The following is a 16,352-nucleotide window of genomic DNA, read 5'->3' as shown; positions in this document are numbered from 1 at the left end:
GGCTTCGGGACTTGTTATTCTATTGCAATAGCCTTCGCAATCTGGCTACTTCTTGTTCTCTTGATCTTTTATGGTTTCTTCGTCAATATCGAATTTGTTCGTATCGACAGTGTTTTTAATATTGGCGCTAGTGGGATGATCTTGATCCGTTTTGCGCTTGAACTTTCTCTTATCGTCTGTATTTCCCATAGTTTTAATTTAAAGATTACTTCTAAATATAGGTAGATTATGATGGATTTCGAGTTAATATCTTCTCAATTTTTTGAAGTAAGTTCTTAAAAATAAAAACGTAGGGATTTTGGAATATGGAAATCCCGATGGTAATAATAGCGTTTTGAATCAGTTCTAATGAATGTTCAGAGCGATATGCTAACGAATTTCGTCGATAAATTTCGCTATTGAACTTACACCGTGTTCGGTCAAATGTTTTATGAATGCCGACCCGATGATTGCGCCCTTTGCCGCTTGGGTCGCTGCCCGAAAAGTTTCAGTATTATGGATGCCAAAGCCTACGATTTGGGGATTGGATAGCTGCATGGCGGCAATACGTTCGAAATACTCGGTCTGGGCCTTCTCGACGCCTTGGCTCGAGCCCGTTACACTCGCCGAACTGACCATATAGATAAAGCCTTTTGAGACATCGTCGATATGTCGGATGCGCTCTTCCGAGGTCTGTGGCGTAATCAAGAATACGTTTATAAGTCCGTATTTCTCGAAAGTTTCCTGATATGTTTCATGGTACACATTGACGGGAAGATCAGGGATGATAAGTCCGTCAATACCGATATCCTTGCACTTTTTACAGAATGCCTCCACTCCATACTGGAGCATTGGGTTGAAATAGCCCATAATGAGTAACGGAATCGAAACGGATTGCCGAATATCCTTGAGCTGCTGAAAAAGAATTTCGGTGGACATTCCGTTTTTGAGGGCAGCGGTGGAACTTTCTTGTATGGTCGGTCCGTCGGCCAGGGGGTCGCTAAAGGGGAGGCCGATTTCAATCATATCGACCCCGTTTTTTTCCAAATCTTGAATGATTCTAACGGTATTGTCCAAGGCCGGATAGCCTGCCGTGAAATAGATGGAGAGAAGTTTTTTGTCCTCCTTAAGTTTATCCTGAATTCTGTTGATCATGTTTTCAATAGTATTGGGTACTTAGTATTTGGTATCAATTAGGGCTGCTCGATACTTCATCCCAGATTAAAATAATCGATATACGTCTGTAGATCCTTGTCCCCACGACCGGATAGGTTGACGACCACGACATCGTCTTTGGAAAATTTTCGATGCTCAAAAATCGCAAAGGCGTGTGAGGTTTCGATGGCGGGGATTATACCTTCTAATTTCGCCATTTCGAGTCCCGCTTTCATGGCCTCGTCATCGGTGATGGAGATGAACTCCCCGCGCTTCGATGCAAATAGGTGGGCGTGCATGGGACCGACCCCGGGATAATCAAGTCCCGCGGAAATGGAATAGGGTTCCGTAATCTGTCCGTCTCCGGTCTGCATCAATAAGGTTTTACTGCCGTGGATGATGCCTACCCTTCCAAGTGCCGAAGTGGCGGCACTTTCTCCCGAATTAACGCCTCTTCCAGCCGCTTCCACCGCGATGATACCCACCTCGGGAGTATCGAGATAGTGGTAATATGCCCCTGCGGCATTGCTTCCCCCGCCGACGCAGGCAACGACGTAATCGGGATTTTCACGGCCTTCCTTTTCCTGCAGCTGTGATTTGATTTCCTGGGAGATGACGGACTGAAACCGGGCCACCATGTCGGGGTAGGGGTGTGGCCCAACTACAGAACCAATGATGTAATGTGTATCGACGGGATTGTTGATCCAATCGCGGATGGCCTCGTTGGTAGCATCCTTAAGGGTTCGGCTGCCCGATTTTGCCGGTCGTACTTCGGCTCCCAGCATATTCATCCGAGCGACGTTCGGGGCCTGGCGTTCGATATCGATTTCCCCCATGTACACGACACATTCGATGCCCATCAGGGCGCAAACGGTGGCGGTGGCCACTCCGTGTTGTCCGGCCCCGGTTTCCGCTATGATACGATTCTTGCCGAGTTTTTTGGCCACCAAGATCTGTCCGATTGTATTGTTGACCTTGTGGGCTCCGGTATGACAGAGATCTTCCCTTTTCAGATAGATCCGCGTTTCATACTTTTCGGATAGCCGATTGGCGAAATAAAGAGGGGTAGGGCGTCCTACATAATCCCGTAGCAACTGGTCGAACTCCTTTTTAAAGGAAGGTTCCTCCATAATACGGATATAGTTCTGTCGCAATTCCTCACAGTTCGGGTATAGCATTTCAGGGATAAACGCCCCGCCGAACTCTCCGTAGTAGCCTTTTTCGTTCGCGTGATAAGATATGGTGTTGTTCATATGTGTTAATTCTGGCTTTAAAATAGATAATTACGTGAGTAAGTGTTTTTCAATAAATGCCGCGAAGAAACAATCTTTGTCGTTGATAGTATCAGCAGCGCATCGACTTTTGAAAGTTTTCTAACTTTTCTATGTACTTTAAACCCGGTTCCATCTCAAATCGACTGTTGATGTCGATGGCATGGCAATATTTGGATTCCGGTCTTTGCATAAACGCCTTGATGGAATCCGCCTCCCCCGGTCCAATACCACCGCTTAGAAAAAAAGGCTTGGTCGAAGGATAATTTTTCAGCACTTTCCAATCAAATGCATAGCCGTTTCCGCCGGGGAGCTCGCCTTTGGTGTCGAACAAAAAATAGTCGCAAACTTCTTCATAAGGTTCTAAAATGCTGAAATCGAATCGGTCTTTGATAGAGAATACCTTGATTATCCTGGGATTTGATTCCGAAGGAGAGGTCGCGACTGCGCTTTTCTCGAGCGAAGTCGAGAGGCTCGACTTACCACGGGCTGCGCTCGATTTACCACGGGCTGCGCCCGACTTGACACGTAGTTCTTTACAAAATTCGGGGCTTTCGCTCCCATGTAACTGTACGGCATCCAAACCATATTTTTGCACTTTGTCCAGGATTTCATTTATTGTGGCATCCACAAAAACCCCTGTTTTTGTTATCCCCTTCGGCAACGAAGGAATCGTTCCGTCAAAATAACGGGGTGAAGCTTCCCAAAATATAAAGCCAAGGTAGTCGGGCCGTAGTTCTGCAACTTCCGCCGTATTCAATTTCATTCCGCAGACTTTAATTTTCATTTTGATACTTATTTTCCGTATTGAACCCTACCACATTTCAAATCCATAAATCTTAAAATCGATATATACCCACATATTTAAATAACTACATCTTTAAATTAAATAACCATCCTGTCAATAAACTCCCCCGCAGCTTTTCCCGGATTTTGCGTCCGCATAAAGGTCTCCCCGATCAAAAAGCCTTGATAGCCGTAGGGCTGCAATTGCTGGATGGCTTCGACACGGCTGATTCCGCTTTCTGATATTTTCACGAAATCGTCGGGTATCAAGGCGGACAGCTTCTTGCTGGTTTCCAGGCTGACCGCAAAAGTCTTTAGATTTCGATTGTTTACCCCCAATAGGTCGAGACTGGGCATGATGGAATAATGGAGCTCCTCTTCGTTGTGGACTTCAAGCAGTACTTCCAGGCCCAGGCTTTGGGCGCGTTCGGAAAAACGTTTAATTTTTTTCTTATCCAAAATGGCGGCAATCAAAAGGATGACATCCGCGCCGTGGGCCCTGGCCTCAAAAATCTGGTATTCGTCGATGATAAACTCCTTTCTCAACAAGGGGATGTCAACGGCCGCCCGGGCTACCAGCAGATCGTCCAAGCCCCCCCCGAAGTATTTGGCATCGGTGAGGACGGACATGCCGCAAACCCCGGCAGCTTCATAGCCCCGGGCGACATCCTGCACGTTCAGGTCTTGGTTGATGACCGATTTGGAGGGCGACCGCCGTTTATGTTCGGCGATGATACCTGTTTCGCTATGTCGGAGCTTGTCCGTCAAGGAGACGGTCGGGTAATCAAAAAGCACCGATTTCTCAAGTTGGGAGACGGGAATCAGGGACTTCCTTAAGTCCACTTCCTTGCGTTTATCCGTTACAATTTTATCTAAAATATTCATATCAAACTATTATTCCGAACTTCATGCCGAGGGCAAGGAAGCGAAGGAATCTGTTGAATTAGTTAAGTATTCCCCTAAAAGCCCTTTCTTCTGCCTGTGGGGAAAATCTACTCGTGACTTATTTCTTTTAGGCAACGAAACGATGGAATTCGTTGATTTCAATCGATATTCCATTAAAAACTTTGGCTCCGGCCGCATTAAAACTTGTCTTAGAGTTTATCCGCTTAGGAAGCCTTGCTTTTCATGTTTCGCTCAGGTTGCCTTACTCAATTCCTGCAATTTTTTCAAGGCTTTCAATCCACTTCCGTTCATAAGCGATTCTTTCGCCAGATCAAAACCTTGCTGAACATCCATATTTTTGACGGTGGCTATTGCTACCCCGGCATTGGCACAGACCACGTTGTTCTGGGCTTCGGTACCCTGACCTTCCAAAACGTTGAGAAATATTTTGGCGGAAGCTTCTATGCTTTCCCCGCCAGCAATCTCGAAGGCTTCAATGGGCGAAACCCCAAAATCCGAGGGCTTGAGCATGCTTTCGGAACGGTTGGATATCGTCTTGGTCCTTCCCGTCAGCGAAATTTCATCATAACCGTCCAATGCGTGCAAAACCGTGAATTTTTTATCGGTATTCTGATAGAGATACCCATACATGCGGGCCAGCTCGAGGTTAAAGACACCTACCATTTGATTTTTCGGGAAGGCGGGATTCACCATCGGTCCCAGCATATTGAAAAAGGTCTTTACGGCCAGATCGCGTCGTATGGGAGCCACGTTTTTCATGGCAGGATGGAACAACGGCGCATGCAACACGCAGATGCCGGCCTGATCAATGGATTTTTCCAAAAAATCTTTCTCATTGCTGAAATGGATGCCGAGAAACTCCATGACATTGCTGCTTCCGCATTTGCTGGAAACCCCGTAATTGCCGTGTTTAGTGACCTTCACCCCGGCTCCTGCGGTCACGAACGATGCCAAAGTCGAGATATTGAAGGTGTCTTTGCCATCGCCGCCCGTCCCGCAAAGGTCTACCGGGTCGTAGGCGGAAAGGTCTACCGACAGACACAGTTCCAAAAGCGCATCACGGAAGCCTTCGAGCTCTTCGATGGTGATGCTGCGCATCATGTACACGGTTACAAAGGCCGCGATCTGACTGGTATTGTAGTCGCCCTTGGCCATATTGACCAATATGCGTTTGGCATCCGCTTTGGAGAGGATGTCGTGGTTAATGAGTTTGTTTAAGGTCTCTTTCATATTTTTTTAGTACTGAGTACTTAGTACAACGTATTAAGTACAGGATGGTTTTTGATTTCATTTGTTTAGTACGGAGTACTTGGTACAATGTATTAAGTACGGATTTGGGTTTTCGAAAGTCGTTACTTTGCGTCCAAACCGGATTACGGAGCCGGCACTAAATGACGTCTTCGTGCGTGCTTCAATAACAGTCGATTATATTTTTAATAAATTTATAAACCTATCAATCCATAAACTAGCCAATTGATAAAAAAGCTCCCAATCACGGGCTTACGGTCCGGCCAAGTGTCTCAGTACTTAATACTCAATACTAACTACTTAATACTCCCTATCCAGTTCGCCAAAATCTTCTTCCCATGGGGCGTCAGTACCGATTCGGGATGAAACTGCACCGCGCACACATCGTATTCCTTATGGCGAAGAGACATGATCTGTCCCCTGTCATCGACCGAAGTGGCTTTCAAGCCCTCCGGTAAATTCGGATCTACGACCCAGGAATGGTATCGACCTACTTCGATTTCCTTTGGGAGTCCCATAAAAATTGGATCTTCTTTAATGATGTTTATCCGGGTAGCGACCCCGTGGTGTACTTCCTCCAAATTGATTAGTGTTCCCCCGAATACTTCGCCTATCGCCTGTTGGCCAAGACATACCCCAAGGATGCTTTTCGTGGGGGCATAGCGGGATATTATATCCTTCAACAAACCCGCTTCATCTGGAATCCCAGGTCCGGGCGATAATACGATCCTATCGAAGGCATCGACTTCCTCGAGCGTAAGCCTGTCGTTACGCTTCACGGTCACCGTGCATCCTATGTCTTCGAGATAGTGCACAAGGTTGTAGGTAAAGCTGTCGTAGTTATCGATGACAAGAACATTGGTGCTTTCGAATTCTCCTGTGGGGGAAGAATCCTTGCTCCGGTCACTAATTTTATCGTTTTTCATTATTTAAATTTCTTTTTAATCTTTTTCCCGGCGTAAAAGAAAGATAAGTACTTTCCCCGTCTGTCTCCGCGGATCTTGGCGGACCAATGGCACTGGCGGACTTTTAAATTCCCTCTGCGATTTCCAGCGCCTTGGTCAGTGCGCCCAGTTTGTTGTAGGTTTCCTGCAGTTCGTCATCGGGGTCGGAAGCGGCTACCAATCCCGCCCCGGCCTGATAGTGTAGGCGGTGGTTCTTGCTTAAAAAGGTGCGGATTAAAATGGCGTGGTTAAAATTGCCGTTGAAATCCATAAAACCGATGGCGCCACCGTAGTAGCCACGACTTGTTTTTTCATACTTTTCTATCAATTGAATGGCCCTGTGTTTTGGGGCACCGCTCAAGGTTCCGGCGGGAAAGGTGTCGGCCACTACCTTCAGGGTAGGTACATCCTTTTTCTTTCGGCCCGTTACTTTCGATACCAGATGGATGACGTGCGAAAAGAACTGGACTTCACGGTAATTGGCGACCTCGACCATACTGCCGTTTCGGCTGAGGTCGTTGCGGGCAAGGTCGACGAGCATCACGTGTTCGCTGTTTTCCTTATCGTCTTCAGAGAGTTGTTTGGCCAAAATAGCGTCCTGTTCATCGTTGCCGGTGCGTTTGAAAGTGCCGGCGATAGGGTGGATTTCGGCAATATCGTCATTCACTACGAGTTGCGCTTCCGGAGAACTTCCAAAGATCTTAAAATCCCCATAATCGAAATAGAACAGGTAGGGCGAAGGATTGACGGAGCGAAGGGCACGATACACGTTGAATTCATCCCCCTTAAAATCTTGCGAAAATCGGCGGGAGAGCACCAGTTGAAAAACGTCTCCGCGCTGACAATGCATTTTGGCCAAACGCACATGCTCTTTGTATTCTTCGTCCTTTAGATTGGAGGCTGCCGTCCCATCCATAGAAAAGTTATAGGAAGCGAAATTACGAACGTTTAGAATTCGCTCAATTTCAGTCGTATTTTCTTCGGATTCATAGCAATGGGCAAAAACATAGGCCTCGTTCTTAAAATGGTCGATGGCGATTACATTTTTATACACGGCGTAGTACAGGTCGGGAATGACGATACTATTGTCCTTTTTTCCCAGCTTCACGTCCTCAAAGTAGCGTACGGCGTCATACGCCATATATCCAAAGAGACCGTTTACCATAAATTTGAAATCTTTGTTCTCGGTTTCGAACCTTTGGCTGAATGCGTCGATGATAGTGACTACATCAGTGTCATTTTCGATTGATATTTCTTCGGACGTACCATCGGGAAATTGCTGTACAATGCTTTCGTTCTCGATTTTGATCGAGGCTATGGGATTGCAACAAATGTAGGAAAAGCTGTTATCATTAGCGTGATAATCACTACTTTCTAGAAGGATGCTATTCGGAAAGCGGTCCCTAATTTTGAGATAGACGCTCACCGGGGTGATGGTATCTGCAAGAATGCGTTTGTAGGTCGTGTTCAAGGTATAGTTCGTCATGTCAATAGCTATGAAATAATAAAGGCCTGTCGTGATGACAGGCCCTGTATAGTTATACTACAATAATGCTCAGCTCACGATGCGTATCGAAAGTTGTTCCACCACCAAGTATGTACCGTATTTTTTATCATGGGTTCAAATATAAAGATCATTTTTCGAATGACAAGCCGTTGGGGCAAAAAAAAGAGGGACCGAAATTTCCGGTCCCTCTCGTACAGTAAAATGGGATGGCTTCTAGAACTCCAGATCAACGACGAGATCAAATTCGTCATAGATGGTTTTATCGCCCAAATTTTCAAAGAAACTCCCAGATCCATAGCGTACATCATATTCCGCCCTGTCTATTTTTAGGGTAGCGGTCGCCTTGCTTCCGTAAACCGAAACATCGAACACGACCGGTTTGGTGATATTTTTGATGGTAAGGTCCCCCGTTACCTGGTACGAATTTTTACCGGTAGATTTTACATCGGTAAAGACCATATTGGCGGTCGGATGCTTCTCGGTATGGAAGAAATCTTCTGAGTTGAGATGTCCCTCCAATTTTTTCTTGTTTTCCGGATCGCCTTCCAGATCGGTCGAGATTAAGGTGGACATGTCAACGGTGAACTCTCCGCCTGAAAGTTTATCGCCGTCAAACCTTAAAAAGCCGTCTTCCAGATCCACGGTTCCGGTATGCGAGCCAGTGACCTTATAGGCTTTCCAGGTAACAGTGCTGGCTTCGGTATCGACCTCTTTCTTTACTTCTTTCACCGGCTCCGTTGCCGTTGCCGTTCCGAAAATTAAGGCCAATGCTAAACTAAATACTCCTTTTTTCATACATTTTCATTTTAGTCGTTTCCTTTGGCGGAAACGTGGTTAATACGTGGTGTTTCTATTTAAAATTTATCGAACAATACGTTCAATTGTTCCAAGTTCTCGTCGGATAGGTTCATTAGAACTTCATCTTCGGCTTTTTGCATCGCCCTATCCATTTTTTCCAGTCTTGCCATTCCGTGATCGGTGATGGTAATTTCGATTTTTCGTCGGTTCGAAGGACATATTTTACGGTCAACGTACCCCTTTAACAGCAACTTGTCCACCAATCGGGTGGTATTACTCCTTTTAGTGACCATCCGCTCATTGATGGTCGACAGGTTCGCCGGTTTGCCCTTTTGTCCCCTTAAAATACGCAAGACGTTGAACTGTTGAACTGAAACCTCGAAAGGTTTGAGCGCATGTGCAATTGTTTCATTGATTTTATGGTCAATCAGCATAAGATGGATAATCGTCCTGCGTTTAAGCGGGATTTTCCTATCTGTTTTTATGACCTTCTCGACATTCATGTACCTACAATGATTGTATATACAAATGTATGCTCGTTTCTTCGGATTGCCGCATACCCGAAGCTAAACTTTTGTTAAATCTCAGCGCGGTCGTTAGCGCTAAAAAAGGTACATTTGATGTTCAGCAAATAAATATAATACAACAATGGATTTATCACAGCAAGAATGGCAGGATCAGTTAAAAAATGACGAGAATGCCGTTGTCCTGGACGTACGAACCCCAGAGGAAGTGGAGGAGGGGTACATTCCCAATGCCACGAATATTGATTTTTATTTGGGACAGGAGTTCCTCACCGAGGTGGAAAAATTGGATAAGGACAAAAACTATTACGTTTACTGCCGCAGTGGAAACCGAAGCGGCCAGGCCTGTGCCGTCATGAACAGCGTAGGTTTTAAGAATGCCTATAATCTGGAAGGCGGTTTTATGAAGTGGGAAGGCGATGTTATTGAAGAGTAGTCGACAGAGGTCAGTTGGAAGTAAAAAGGAATACGGGGAAATAAGAAATGAAAAGTAGGCTGTGAATAGGGTAAGGGGAGCGTTGGTCTGAAGGCAGCAAATGGTGAACACTGTGGATGTTCCGTTGCTGTACACTTGGTCGTCTAGCAGTAAGAAGTAAACAGTGAACAGTTGTCGTGGCCTGTTACAGGGGGCGGTAGATAGTGAAAGGCCGTCAATGAGCAGTAAAAAGTGGACCTTAAATAGTGGCTTTTTACTCAATACTCAATACTCAGTACTAAGCACTCAATACTATTTAACCTTGAGGGAAGACCTGCTACATTTTATTTGGAAATACAGAAAGTTGTGCACCACCGAGCTGGTCGGAACCAACAACGAACCGATCCGTATCGTCGAACCCGGCATCCATAATCATTTGGCAGGTCCGGATTTCTTCAATGCCAAGTTGAGTATCGACGGCCAACTTTGGGCGGGCAACGTCGAAATTCATCTAAGTTCATCGGACTGGTACGCGCATCATCACGAGCGCGATTCCAACTACGACAATGTCATTTTACACGTGGTCTGGGAAGACGATGCTGCGGTGTTTTACAGTGATAATTCCCAAATACCTACCCTTGAACTCCGGAACTATATTTCACAAAATCTCTTGGATGACTATCAAAATCTTTTTGACAGAAATGGGACAGGTTTTATCAATTGTGAAAAGCATATTGCGGAGATCGATACCTTTTTACTCGATAATTGGCTGGAACGTTTATACTTTGAGCGTTTGGAACGGAAGGCGACTTTGGTTCTCGAATTGCTGGAAACCTCAAAGAACGATTGGGAGCAGGTGCTTTTTGCACTGTTGTTGAAGAATTTCGGGCTAAAGGTCAACGGATCACCCTTTTTGAGCTTGGCGCAGGCCCTTGATTTTTCGACCGTGCGCAAACTGCAATTCGATTCCTTGACCTTGGAGAGCGTGTTCTACGGAATGTCCCACTTGCTCGATAGCGACGAAATTTTTGACGACTATTACATCCGACTCAAAAAAGAGTATGTGTATTCAAGGAAAAAGTTCGACTTAAAAGCGGATGCCGTGCAAAAACCACATTTCTTCAAACTGCGTCCTCCGAACTTTCCCACCATCCGATTGTCGCAGCTGGCCAACCTCTATGCCACGCATCAAAATCTGTTCAGCCGCGTAATCCATGCCACCGATCTGTCTGAAATTCGCTCTTTGTTCAATGTTTCCGCAAGTGGCTACTGGAACCGGCATTATACCTTCGGGAAACCATCCAGGAAAAGTACGAAGAAGCTGACCGGGAAATTCATCGATCTTTTGGTCATCAACTCCCTATTGCCCCTAAAATTCTGCTATGCCCGACATCAAGGGAAAGACGCCAATGAAGAGATTATCCAGATTATATCCCAAATCAAAAAAGAGGAAAACAGTGTCATCGCCAACTATGAACGGGTAGGGGTCGGCATTGAGAACGCCAAGGAAAGTCAAGCCCTCTTGCAGTTATACAACGAATATTGCACCCAGAACAAATGCTTGCAGTGTGCGGTCGGGAGTCGGTTATTGCATGAAAATTGTTAATTTAGTCGTCAGTCGTCAGTCGTCAGTCGTCAGTCGTCAGTCGTCAGTCGTCAGTCGTCAGTCGTTAGTCGGGTTGCACTAAATACTTGCGCTTGAACTTGCACATGATGCTTGAACTTGTACTTAAAATTTGAACATGAATGTCCTGTACCAGCTTATCTACTATTTTCAAAAACGCGGTTTTGAAGTCTGCCGCCGTATTGCCGAGCGCTTGGGAATCAGGGCGCGGGTAGTACGTACCTCGTTCATCTACCTTACTTTCGTGACGCTCGGCTTTGGTTTTGCCCTTTATCTTTTTTTGGCTTTCTGGCTGCGGATCAAAGATTTGGTCTATACCAAACGCACCTCGGTATTTGACCTATGAAACGAGCATCAACAAATTTTAAGAATTACTTCACCAGGGGTGATGTTTTAAATTTTTAATGCGAGAGCGTAGCGGTTACATACGTTCTTAATTTTTTAATTAAAAATTTTTAAGCGTGTGAAACTATTGAACATCTTTCGGTCCAGGATCTATCTAGCCACGGGTTTGATGGTATTGGTACTGACGACAGGGGTTCTGGGATATCGATTTATTTCGAACTTCACCTGGTTAGATGCCATATACATGACGGCCATTACCGTAACTACTGTCGGATTTTCGGAAGTGGGGCCCCTCAGTACCGAAGCAAAGATTTTCACCGTGCTGTTAATCATATCCAGCGTGTTTATCTTTGCTTTTTCGCTTTCATTGATTACGGAATATATCTTGAGCAGAAACTCGTTACAACTTTTAAAAAAGAAAAAAGTGAAGGAGAGGATCGATAAGTTGACCGATCACGTGATTTTATGTGGTTTCGGACGTAACGGCAGGCAGGCGGCCGAGCGCTTAAAGACGTATAAGAGACCTTTTGTCGTTATTGAACGGGATAAAGAGGTCATCGATAAATACGTCGAAGAGGATATTCTTTTCGTAGAGGGCGATGCCAATGAAGATGAAATCCTGAATTCTGCCGGTATTTGCAGGGCCCAATACCTTATATCTGCCATGCCCGATGATGCGGCCAACCTCTTCGTGGTGCTGTCCGCCCGGCAAATGAACGCAGATTTGTTCATCATCAGTAGGGCTTCGCTGGTCACCTCACAAAAAAAATTGGTATTGGCAGGGGCAAACAAGGTCATCATGCCCGACCGTATCGGGGGCGATCACATGGCTTCGCTAGTGGTTATGCCGAACCTGATTACGTTTATGGACGAATTGGGTACCGTAGGAAAAAACCTGACCAACCTGGAGGAGGTCGATATCGCGGATTTTAAAGAAACCGTGGAACACAAATCCTTACGCGAGCTTGACCTGCGAAAGAAAACAGGTTGCACCATAATAGGATATATCGATCCCGATGGAAAGTATACCATCAATCCCGAAGCTGACTTGCAGCTAAGGCCCAAAAGCAAAGTTATTGTCTTGGGGCGGCCCGAACAGATACGAAAGCTGCACCAAATGTTTCATGTTTAGTAATTGACCGGTTCAAGTGTCATGTATTTTTTTAATAGTTCCAAAAAGTGCTCAAGCTTGATGAAATCGGTTTTTTCTGTCGTTTTCAGATCGTCGAAAGCACGCTGAAACAATTTTCCCCGAATTTTTATGGATGTCCATTAGGTTAATTCGAGGCTAGAATTTGATTGTTCTGCTATTTTTTATGATATTGGGCTTTCCTTAACAAAGACATCCCATTCAAACACTAATCCTTTTTCTAAGACCAAACGGCGCATGCTTCACGAAATGGGCGATATCAACCTTATTTCGATCGGAACATTTCATAAGGTTGGACCTTGGTATGCGCAAAACAATTAAAATACACGGATGAAAAACTACCTTTTTTTATGTCTGGCCCTGTTCGCTTTTACCCTTGATGCCCAGGAAGGGCTCAGGATCAACGAAGCGGTGATGAACCCTTCAAATCAAATCAACGACGGGGCCATTGACCTGCAGGTACTAGGTGGTACGCCGCCCTACACATATAAATGGAGCAATCAAAGTACCCCTTTGACCAGCAATAAGGCCGTCGGGCTTACGGAAGGGGTGCCCTACACGGTAACGGTTACCGACGCCAGTGGTGCTTCGGTCACTGAAACGTATAAAGTGGAGACGCAGGCGATAACCGAAGTTTTCAACGGGGTGATGACACCGGCGGTCGCAGCCTTGGAAACTGTATTGTTTTGGGATCCCTTCGCAGCCATCGGCATTTACGATCCGGTAGCCTATGCCGATGTGAAATTGGTGTCCACCCCCGGATGGTCCGCTAACATAGAGGAGAAGTTCGTGCTTAAACAGTGGTTGAAGCCTAACGGTGCGGAAGTAAGGGAGGGCGATGAAATTGCAGTGGTTTCGAGTAACAATACTTTTGACCGAACGGTCGTCGCCTCGGCGAGCGGAGAACTGAACCATCTGGTACAGGAGGGCAAGGCCATCTACAATTTTGAAAACCCCGAACATGTTATCGAGCAAGGTGCCCATTTTCTGGCGGAAATAAAATACGATGAGCAGGTGGCCCTTTTACACCCTAACGGAGATCCCGTCACCAAGCCGATTCCCTTTATTGTGATTTGGCTGGTTTTCGGTGCGCTTTTCTTTACGATCCGTATGGGCTTTATCAACGTTCGCGGGTTCAAACATTCCATCGACCTGGCACGAGGTAAATATGACGATCCCGATGCACCGGGGCAGGTGACCCATTTTCAGGCCTTGGCCACTGCCGTTTCCGGAACGGTGGGTCTAGGCAATATTGCGGGGGTTGCCGTTGCGGTTTCATTGGGCGGCGCCGGAGCCACGTTCTGGATGATTATTTGCGGACTATTGGGAATGTCATCGAAATTCGTGGAATGTACCCTTGGGGTAAAATACCGCGACATTTTGCCCGATGGAAGGGTGTTCGGCGGGCCGATGAACTATCTGCGGTACGGACTGGCCAAGAAAAATATGGCCGGGCTCGGAAAAGTGCTGGCGGGACTCTTCGCCGTGTTGGCAATCGGGGCCTCCTTTGGGGGCGGTAATATGTTCCAGGCGAACCAATCCTTCGAACAATTATCGGGCCAGTTTCCCGTTTTGGCGGGTAACGGCTTCTGGTTCGGGGTGCTTACCGCCATTTTGGTAGGCGTGGTGATTATCGGGGGTATACGGAGTATTGCCAAGGTAACGGGCAAAATTGTGCCCCTTATGGCGACTATTTATGTGTTGGCCGCCTTGGCAGTGATCATTATGAACATTCAGAACGTCGCTCCCGCATTCGGGGCGATAGTTGACGGCGCTTTTAGTCCCAGTGCCCTAAAAGGCGGGGTTATCGGAGTCTTGGTCGTTGGTTTCCAGCGCGCTGCGTTTTCCAATGAGGCCGGGGTCGGATCGGCGGCAATCGCCCACAGTGCGGCGAAGACCAATCATCCGCCTTCCGAGGGCTTTGTGGCGCTCTTGGAGCCTTTTATCGATACGGTCGTCGTCTGTACCCTGACCGCCCTAGTGCTTATTTTTACGGGAATGCACGAGGTCGAGGGCATGGCCGGCGCACAGTTGACCTCCGACGCCTTCGGAAGCGAAATTACTTGGTTCCCTTACGTACTGGGCGTTGCCGTTTTCCTATTTGCCTTTTCGACCATGATATCCTGGTCGTACTACGGCATGCGGGCCTGGACGTATCTGTTCGGAAAAAGTAAAAAATCAGAATTGACCTATAAACTACTTTTCTTGGTATTCGTGGTCGTCGGGGCATCGGTAAGCCTAGGAGCGGTTTTGGTGTTCTCGGATATGATGATTTTAGCCATGTCTTTTCCAAATATTATAGGATTGTACATTATGTCCGGTGAAGTAAGGGGCGACCTGGCCAACTATTGGCATAAGCTCAAAGCCAACGAGCTGTTTAAAAAACAGAAATCCGTCGAGCGCTGATCGAATAGGATTCGGACAGATTTTTCTGATTCAGTTAGGAAACTGAACAACGGAGAACAATGGGTTCGTGAAGTTCCTGTTTGTCATCGGTAAGACGGATCATGGCCAATAATTCACCCCCCATTGTGGGTAAGTCCAGTTTTGGTACCTTTAACTGTCCTTCTTCCTTCTTCCTTTCGTTTTTTGGTCAAATCGAATATTGTTCATTTTGTTTCACGGCAATGAGGGCAGAAGCTAGACAATAAAACACGCGGTCCGTACGTTTTTAGGGGGTACCGGACAGAAAGCTAGGCCTCGTGAACAAGTTAAAATCTTACTTCCGTTTCAACAAGCAGGAACGCAGTGGGATTTTCTTTTTACTCCTTATTATAGTAGCGCTACAGATAGGATATTATTTTTTCGGAAATTTTTTTAAGGGTGGTCCTGAGGACGTCTTTGTCACAGACCATGAACTACAGGCACATATCGACACCCTCAAACAAGCGGCCCTGAAAAAGGATTCGGTCATAATTTATCCTTTTAATCCCAATTTCATCTCCGATTATAAAGGATATACCTTGGGAATGTCAACCGACGAGATCGACAGATTACACGCTTTCCGAAAAAAGAACAAATTCGTCAACAGCCCGAAAGAATTCCAGCAGCTTACTCATGTATCCGATTCCCTGTTGGGTATCATATCCCCCTATTTCAAATTTCCGGAATGGACGAAAAAGAAAAAGCGGCCTGCAGGTGGCAGTACGCAGTTTGAGTACGCAAGTAATTCGAGTAAACGTACATCGGAAGGAAACCCAAATGGGCGTCAACGGGAAGGCAGAATCGCTAAAGACGAAAGCTTCCCGCCCGCCCGAATCGGCCAAAATAACGACCGAAGTTCGCAGACGACACCGATAAAGGACCTGAACACCGTTACTGCCGAGGAGCTTAGAACAATCAATGGTATTGGCGAAAAGCTGTCCGCACGCATCGTAAAATTTCGGGATAGGCTAGGTGGGTTTCTCGTCGACGACCAATTGTACCATGTATACGGACTCGAGCCTGCGGTCGTGGAAAAAACGCTTAAAAAGTTCAAGGTGCTGTCAAAATCCGACATCCAAAAAATCAACATCAATACGGCGTCCGTAGAAGATATCGGTGCGCTGGTATACGTTCAAAGAAAAGTCGCGATTGATATCGTTGCCTACCGAAATCGTAAAAATGGCATAGTTTCCTTAGACGAACTTAAAAATATTGAAGGTTTTCCATCGGATAAGATCGAGATAATAGCTTTATATTTGTCCCTTTAAAAAGAAGC

Annotated in this window: 16 protein-coding genes; 6 read left to right on the top strand and 10 right to left on the bottom strand. The window is 46.1% G+C overall.

The window, feature by feature from the left end:
* Positions 1-45: 45 nt before the first annotated feature.
* The 10 genes from RQM65_RS04095 to RQM65_RS04050 all read right to left on the bottom strand — a co-directional run bounded on the left by RQM65_RS04095 (position 46) and on the right by RQM65_RS04050 (position 9,097).
* Positions 46-189: a hypothetical protein gene (locus RQM65_RS04095; RefSeq protein ID WP_314012938.1), complete on the bottom strand. Its 144-nt coding sequence runs from the start codon at positions 187-189 to the stop codon at positions 46-48.
* 180 nt (positions 190-369) lie between these two features.
* Entirely contained in the window at positions 370-1,131 is a 762-nt protein-coding gene (trpA, locus tag RQM65_RS04090; RefSeq protein ID WP_314016780.1) for a tryptophan synthase subunit alpha, read from the bottom strand.
* A gap of 59 nt (positions 1,132-1,190) precedes the next feature.
* Positions 1,191-2,375, bottom strand: a complete 1,185-nt coding sequence (trpB, locus tag RQM65_RS04085; RefSeq protein ID WP_314016779.1) for a tryptophan synthase subunit beta — start codon at positions 2,373-2,375, stop codon at positions 1,191-1,193.
* A gap of 103 nt (positions 2,376-2,478) precedes the next feature.
* Positions 2,479-3,192 (bottom strand): phosphoribosylanthranilate isomerase, encoded by a 714-nt coding sequence (locus tag RQM65_RS04080; RefSeq protein WP_314012937.1) that lies wholly within the window; start codon positions 3,190-3,192, stop codon positions 2,479-2,481.
* A gap of 98 nt (positions 3,193-3,290) precedes the next feature.
* Positions 3,291-4,076 carry an indole-3-glycerol phosphate synthase TrpC gene (trpC, locus tag RQM65_RS04075; protein ID WP_314012936.1) on the bottom strand — a complete coding sequence of 262 codons (786 nt, stop codon included), beginning with the start codon at positions 4,074-4,076 and terminating at the stop codon, positions 3,291-3,293.
* A 252-nt stretch (positions 4,077-4,328) separates the two neighbouring features.
* A complete protein-coding gene (trpD, locus tag RQM65_RS04070; RefSeq protein ID WP_314012934.1) occupies positions 4,329-5,327 on the bottom strand; it encodes an anthranilate phosphoribosyltransferase in 999 nt (332 codons plus the stop codon).
* Positions 5,328-5,641: 314 nt separating this feature from the next.
* Entirely contained in the window at positions 5,642-6,271 is a 630-nt protein-coding gene (locus tag RQM65_RS04065) for an anthranilate synthase component II (protein WP_314012932.1), read from the bottom strand.
* A gap of 103 nt (positions 6,272-6,374) precedes the next feature.
* A complete protein-coding gene (locus RQM65_RS04060; RefSeq protein WP_314012931.1) occupies positions 6,375-7,775 on the bottom strand; it encodes an anthranilate synthase component I family protein in 1,401 nt (466 codons plus the stop codon).
* Between the two features lie 234 nt (positions 7,776-8,009).
* Complete coding sequence (locus tag RQM65_RS04055; RefSeq protein ID WP_314012929.1) at positions 8,010-8,591, bottom strand: YceI family protein; 582 nt, start codon at positions 8,589-8,591, stop codon at positions 8,010-8,012.
* Positions 8,592-8,650: 59 nt separating this feature from the next.
* Positions 8,651-9,097 carry a MarR family winged helix-turn-helix transcriptional regulator gene (locus tag RQM65_RS04050; protein ID WP_314012927.1) on the bottom strand — a complete coding sequence of 149 codons (447 nt, stop codon included), beginning with the start codon at positions 9,095-9,097 and terminating at the stop codon, positions 8,651-8,653.
* A 145-nt stretch (positions 9,098-9,242) separates the two neighbouring features.
* Between RQM65_RS04050 and RQM65_RS04045 the strand changes: the two genes are divergently transcribed.
* The 6 genes from RQM65_RS04045 (at position 9,243) to RQM65_RS04020 (ending at position 16,344) form a co-directional block, all read left to right on the top strand.
* Positions 9,243-9,554 carry a rhodanese-like domain-containing protein gene (locus RQM65_RS04045; protein WP_314012925.1) on the top strand — a complete coding sequence of 104 codons (312 nt, stop codon included), beginning with the start codon at positions 9,243-9,245 and terminating at the stop codon, positions 9,552-9,554.
* A gap of 217 nt (positions 9,555-9,771) precedes the next feature.
* Positions 9,772-11,139 carry a DUF2851 family protein gene (locus RQM65_RS04040; RefSeq protein WP_314012923.1) on the top strand — a complete coding sequence of 456 codons (1,368 nt, stop codon included), beginning with the start codon at positions 9,772-9,774 and terminating at the stop codon, positions 11,137-11,139.
* Between the two features lie 136 nt (positions 11,140-11,275).
* A complete protein-coding gene (locus tag RQM65_RS04035) occupies positions 11,276-11,503 on the top strand; it encodes a PspC domain-containing protein (protein WP_314012921.1) in 228 nt (75 codons plus the stop codon).
* A 168-nt stretch (positions 11,504-11,671) separates the two neighbouring features.
* On the top strand, positions 11,672-12,634 hold the full coding sequence (locus tag RQM65_RS04030; RefSeq protein ID WP_314016778.1) for a potassium channel family protein: 963 nt from the start codon (positions 11,672-11,674) through the stop codon (positions 12,632-12,634).
* 348 nt (positions 12,635-12,982) lie between these two features.
* On the top strand, positions 12,983-15,058 hold the full coding sequence (locus tag RQM65_RS04025; protein ID WP_314012919.1) for an amino acid carrier protein: 2,076 nt from the start codon (positions 12,983-12,985) through the stop codon (positions 15,056-15,058).
* Positions 15,059-15,354: 296 nt separating this feature from the next.
* Complete coding sequence (locus tag RQM65_RS04020) at positions 15,355-16,344, top strand: ComEA family DNA-binding protein (protein WP_314012917.1); 990 nt, start codon at positions 15,355-15,357, stop codon at positions 16,342-16,344.
* Positions 16,345-16,352: the final 8 nt, after the last annotated feature.

It is taken from the genome of Pricia mediterranea, assembly GCF_032248455.1.
Classification (GTDB): domain Bacteria; phylum Bacteroidota; class Bacteroidia; order Flavobacteriales; family Flavobacteriaceae; genus Pricia; species Pricia mediterranea.
This window is presented reverse-complemented; position numbering and strand designations above follow the sequence as displayed.

Coding starts and splice junctions, on each gene's coding strand:
- RQM65_RS04095 (WP_314012938.1), bottom strand. CDS start 189: ATGGGAAATACAGACGATAAGAGAAAGTTCAAGCGCAAAACGGATCAA.
- RQM65_RS04080 (WP_314012937.1), bottom strand. CDS start 3,192: ATGAAAATTAAAGTCTGCGGAATGAAATTGAATACGGCGGAAGTTGCA.
- trpC (WP_314012936.1), bottom strand. CDS start 4,076: ATGAATATTTTAGATAAAATTGTAACGGATAAACGCAAGGAAGTGGAC.
- trpD (WP_314012934.1), bottom strand. CDS start 5,327: ATGAAAGAGACCTTAAACAAACTCATTAACCACGACATCCTCTCCAAA.
- RQM65_RS04065 (WP_314012932.1), bottom strand. CDS start 6,271: ATGAAAAACGATAAAATTAGTGACCGGAGCAAGGATTCTTCCCCCACA.
- RQM65_RS04060 (WP_314012931.1), bottom strand. CDS start 7,775: ATGACGAACTATACCTTGAACACGACCTACAAACGCATTCTTGCAGAT.
- RQM65_RS04055 (WP_314012929.1), bottom strand. CDS start 8,591: ATGAAAAAAGGAGTATTTAGTTTAGCATTGGCCTTAATTTTCGGAACG.
- RQM65_RS04050 (WP_314012927.1), bottom strand. CDS start 9,097: ATGAATGTCGAGAAGGTCATAAAAACAGATAGGAAAATCCCGCTTAAA.
- RQM65_RS04045 (WP_314012925.1), top strand. CDS start 9,243: ATGGATTTATCACAGCAAGAATGGCAGGATCAGTTAAAAAATGACGAG.
- RQM65_RS04040 (WP_314012923.1), top strand. CDS start 9,772: ATGAGCAGTAAAAAGTGGACCTTAAATAGTGGCTTTTTACTCAATACT.
- RQM65_RS04035 (WP_314012921.1), top strand. CDS start 11,276: ATGAATGTCCTGTACCAGCTTATCTACTATTTTCAAAAACGCGGTTTT.
- RQM65_RS04030 (WP_314016778.1), top strand. CDS start 11,672: ATGGTATTGGTACTGACGACAGGGGTTCTGGGATATCGATTTATTTCG.
- RQM65_RS04025 (WP_314012919.1), top strand. CDS start 12,983: ATGAAAAACTACCTTTTTTTATGTCTGGCCCTGTTCGCTTTTACCCTT.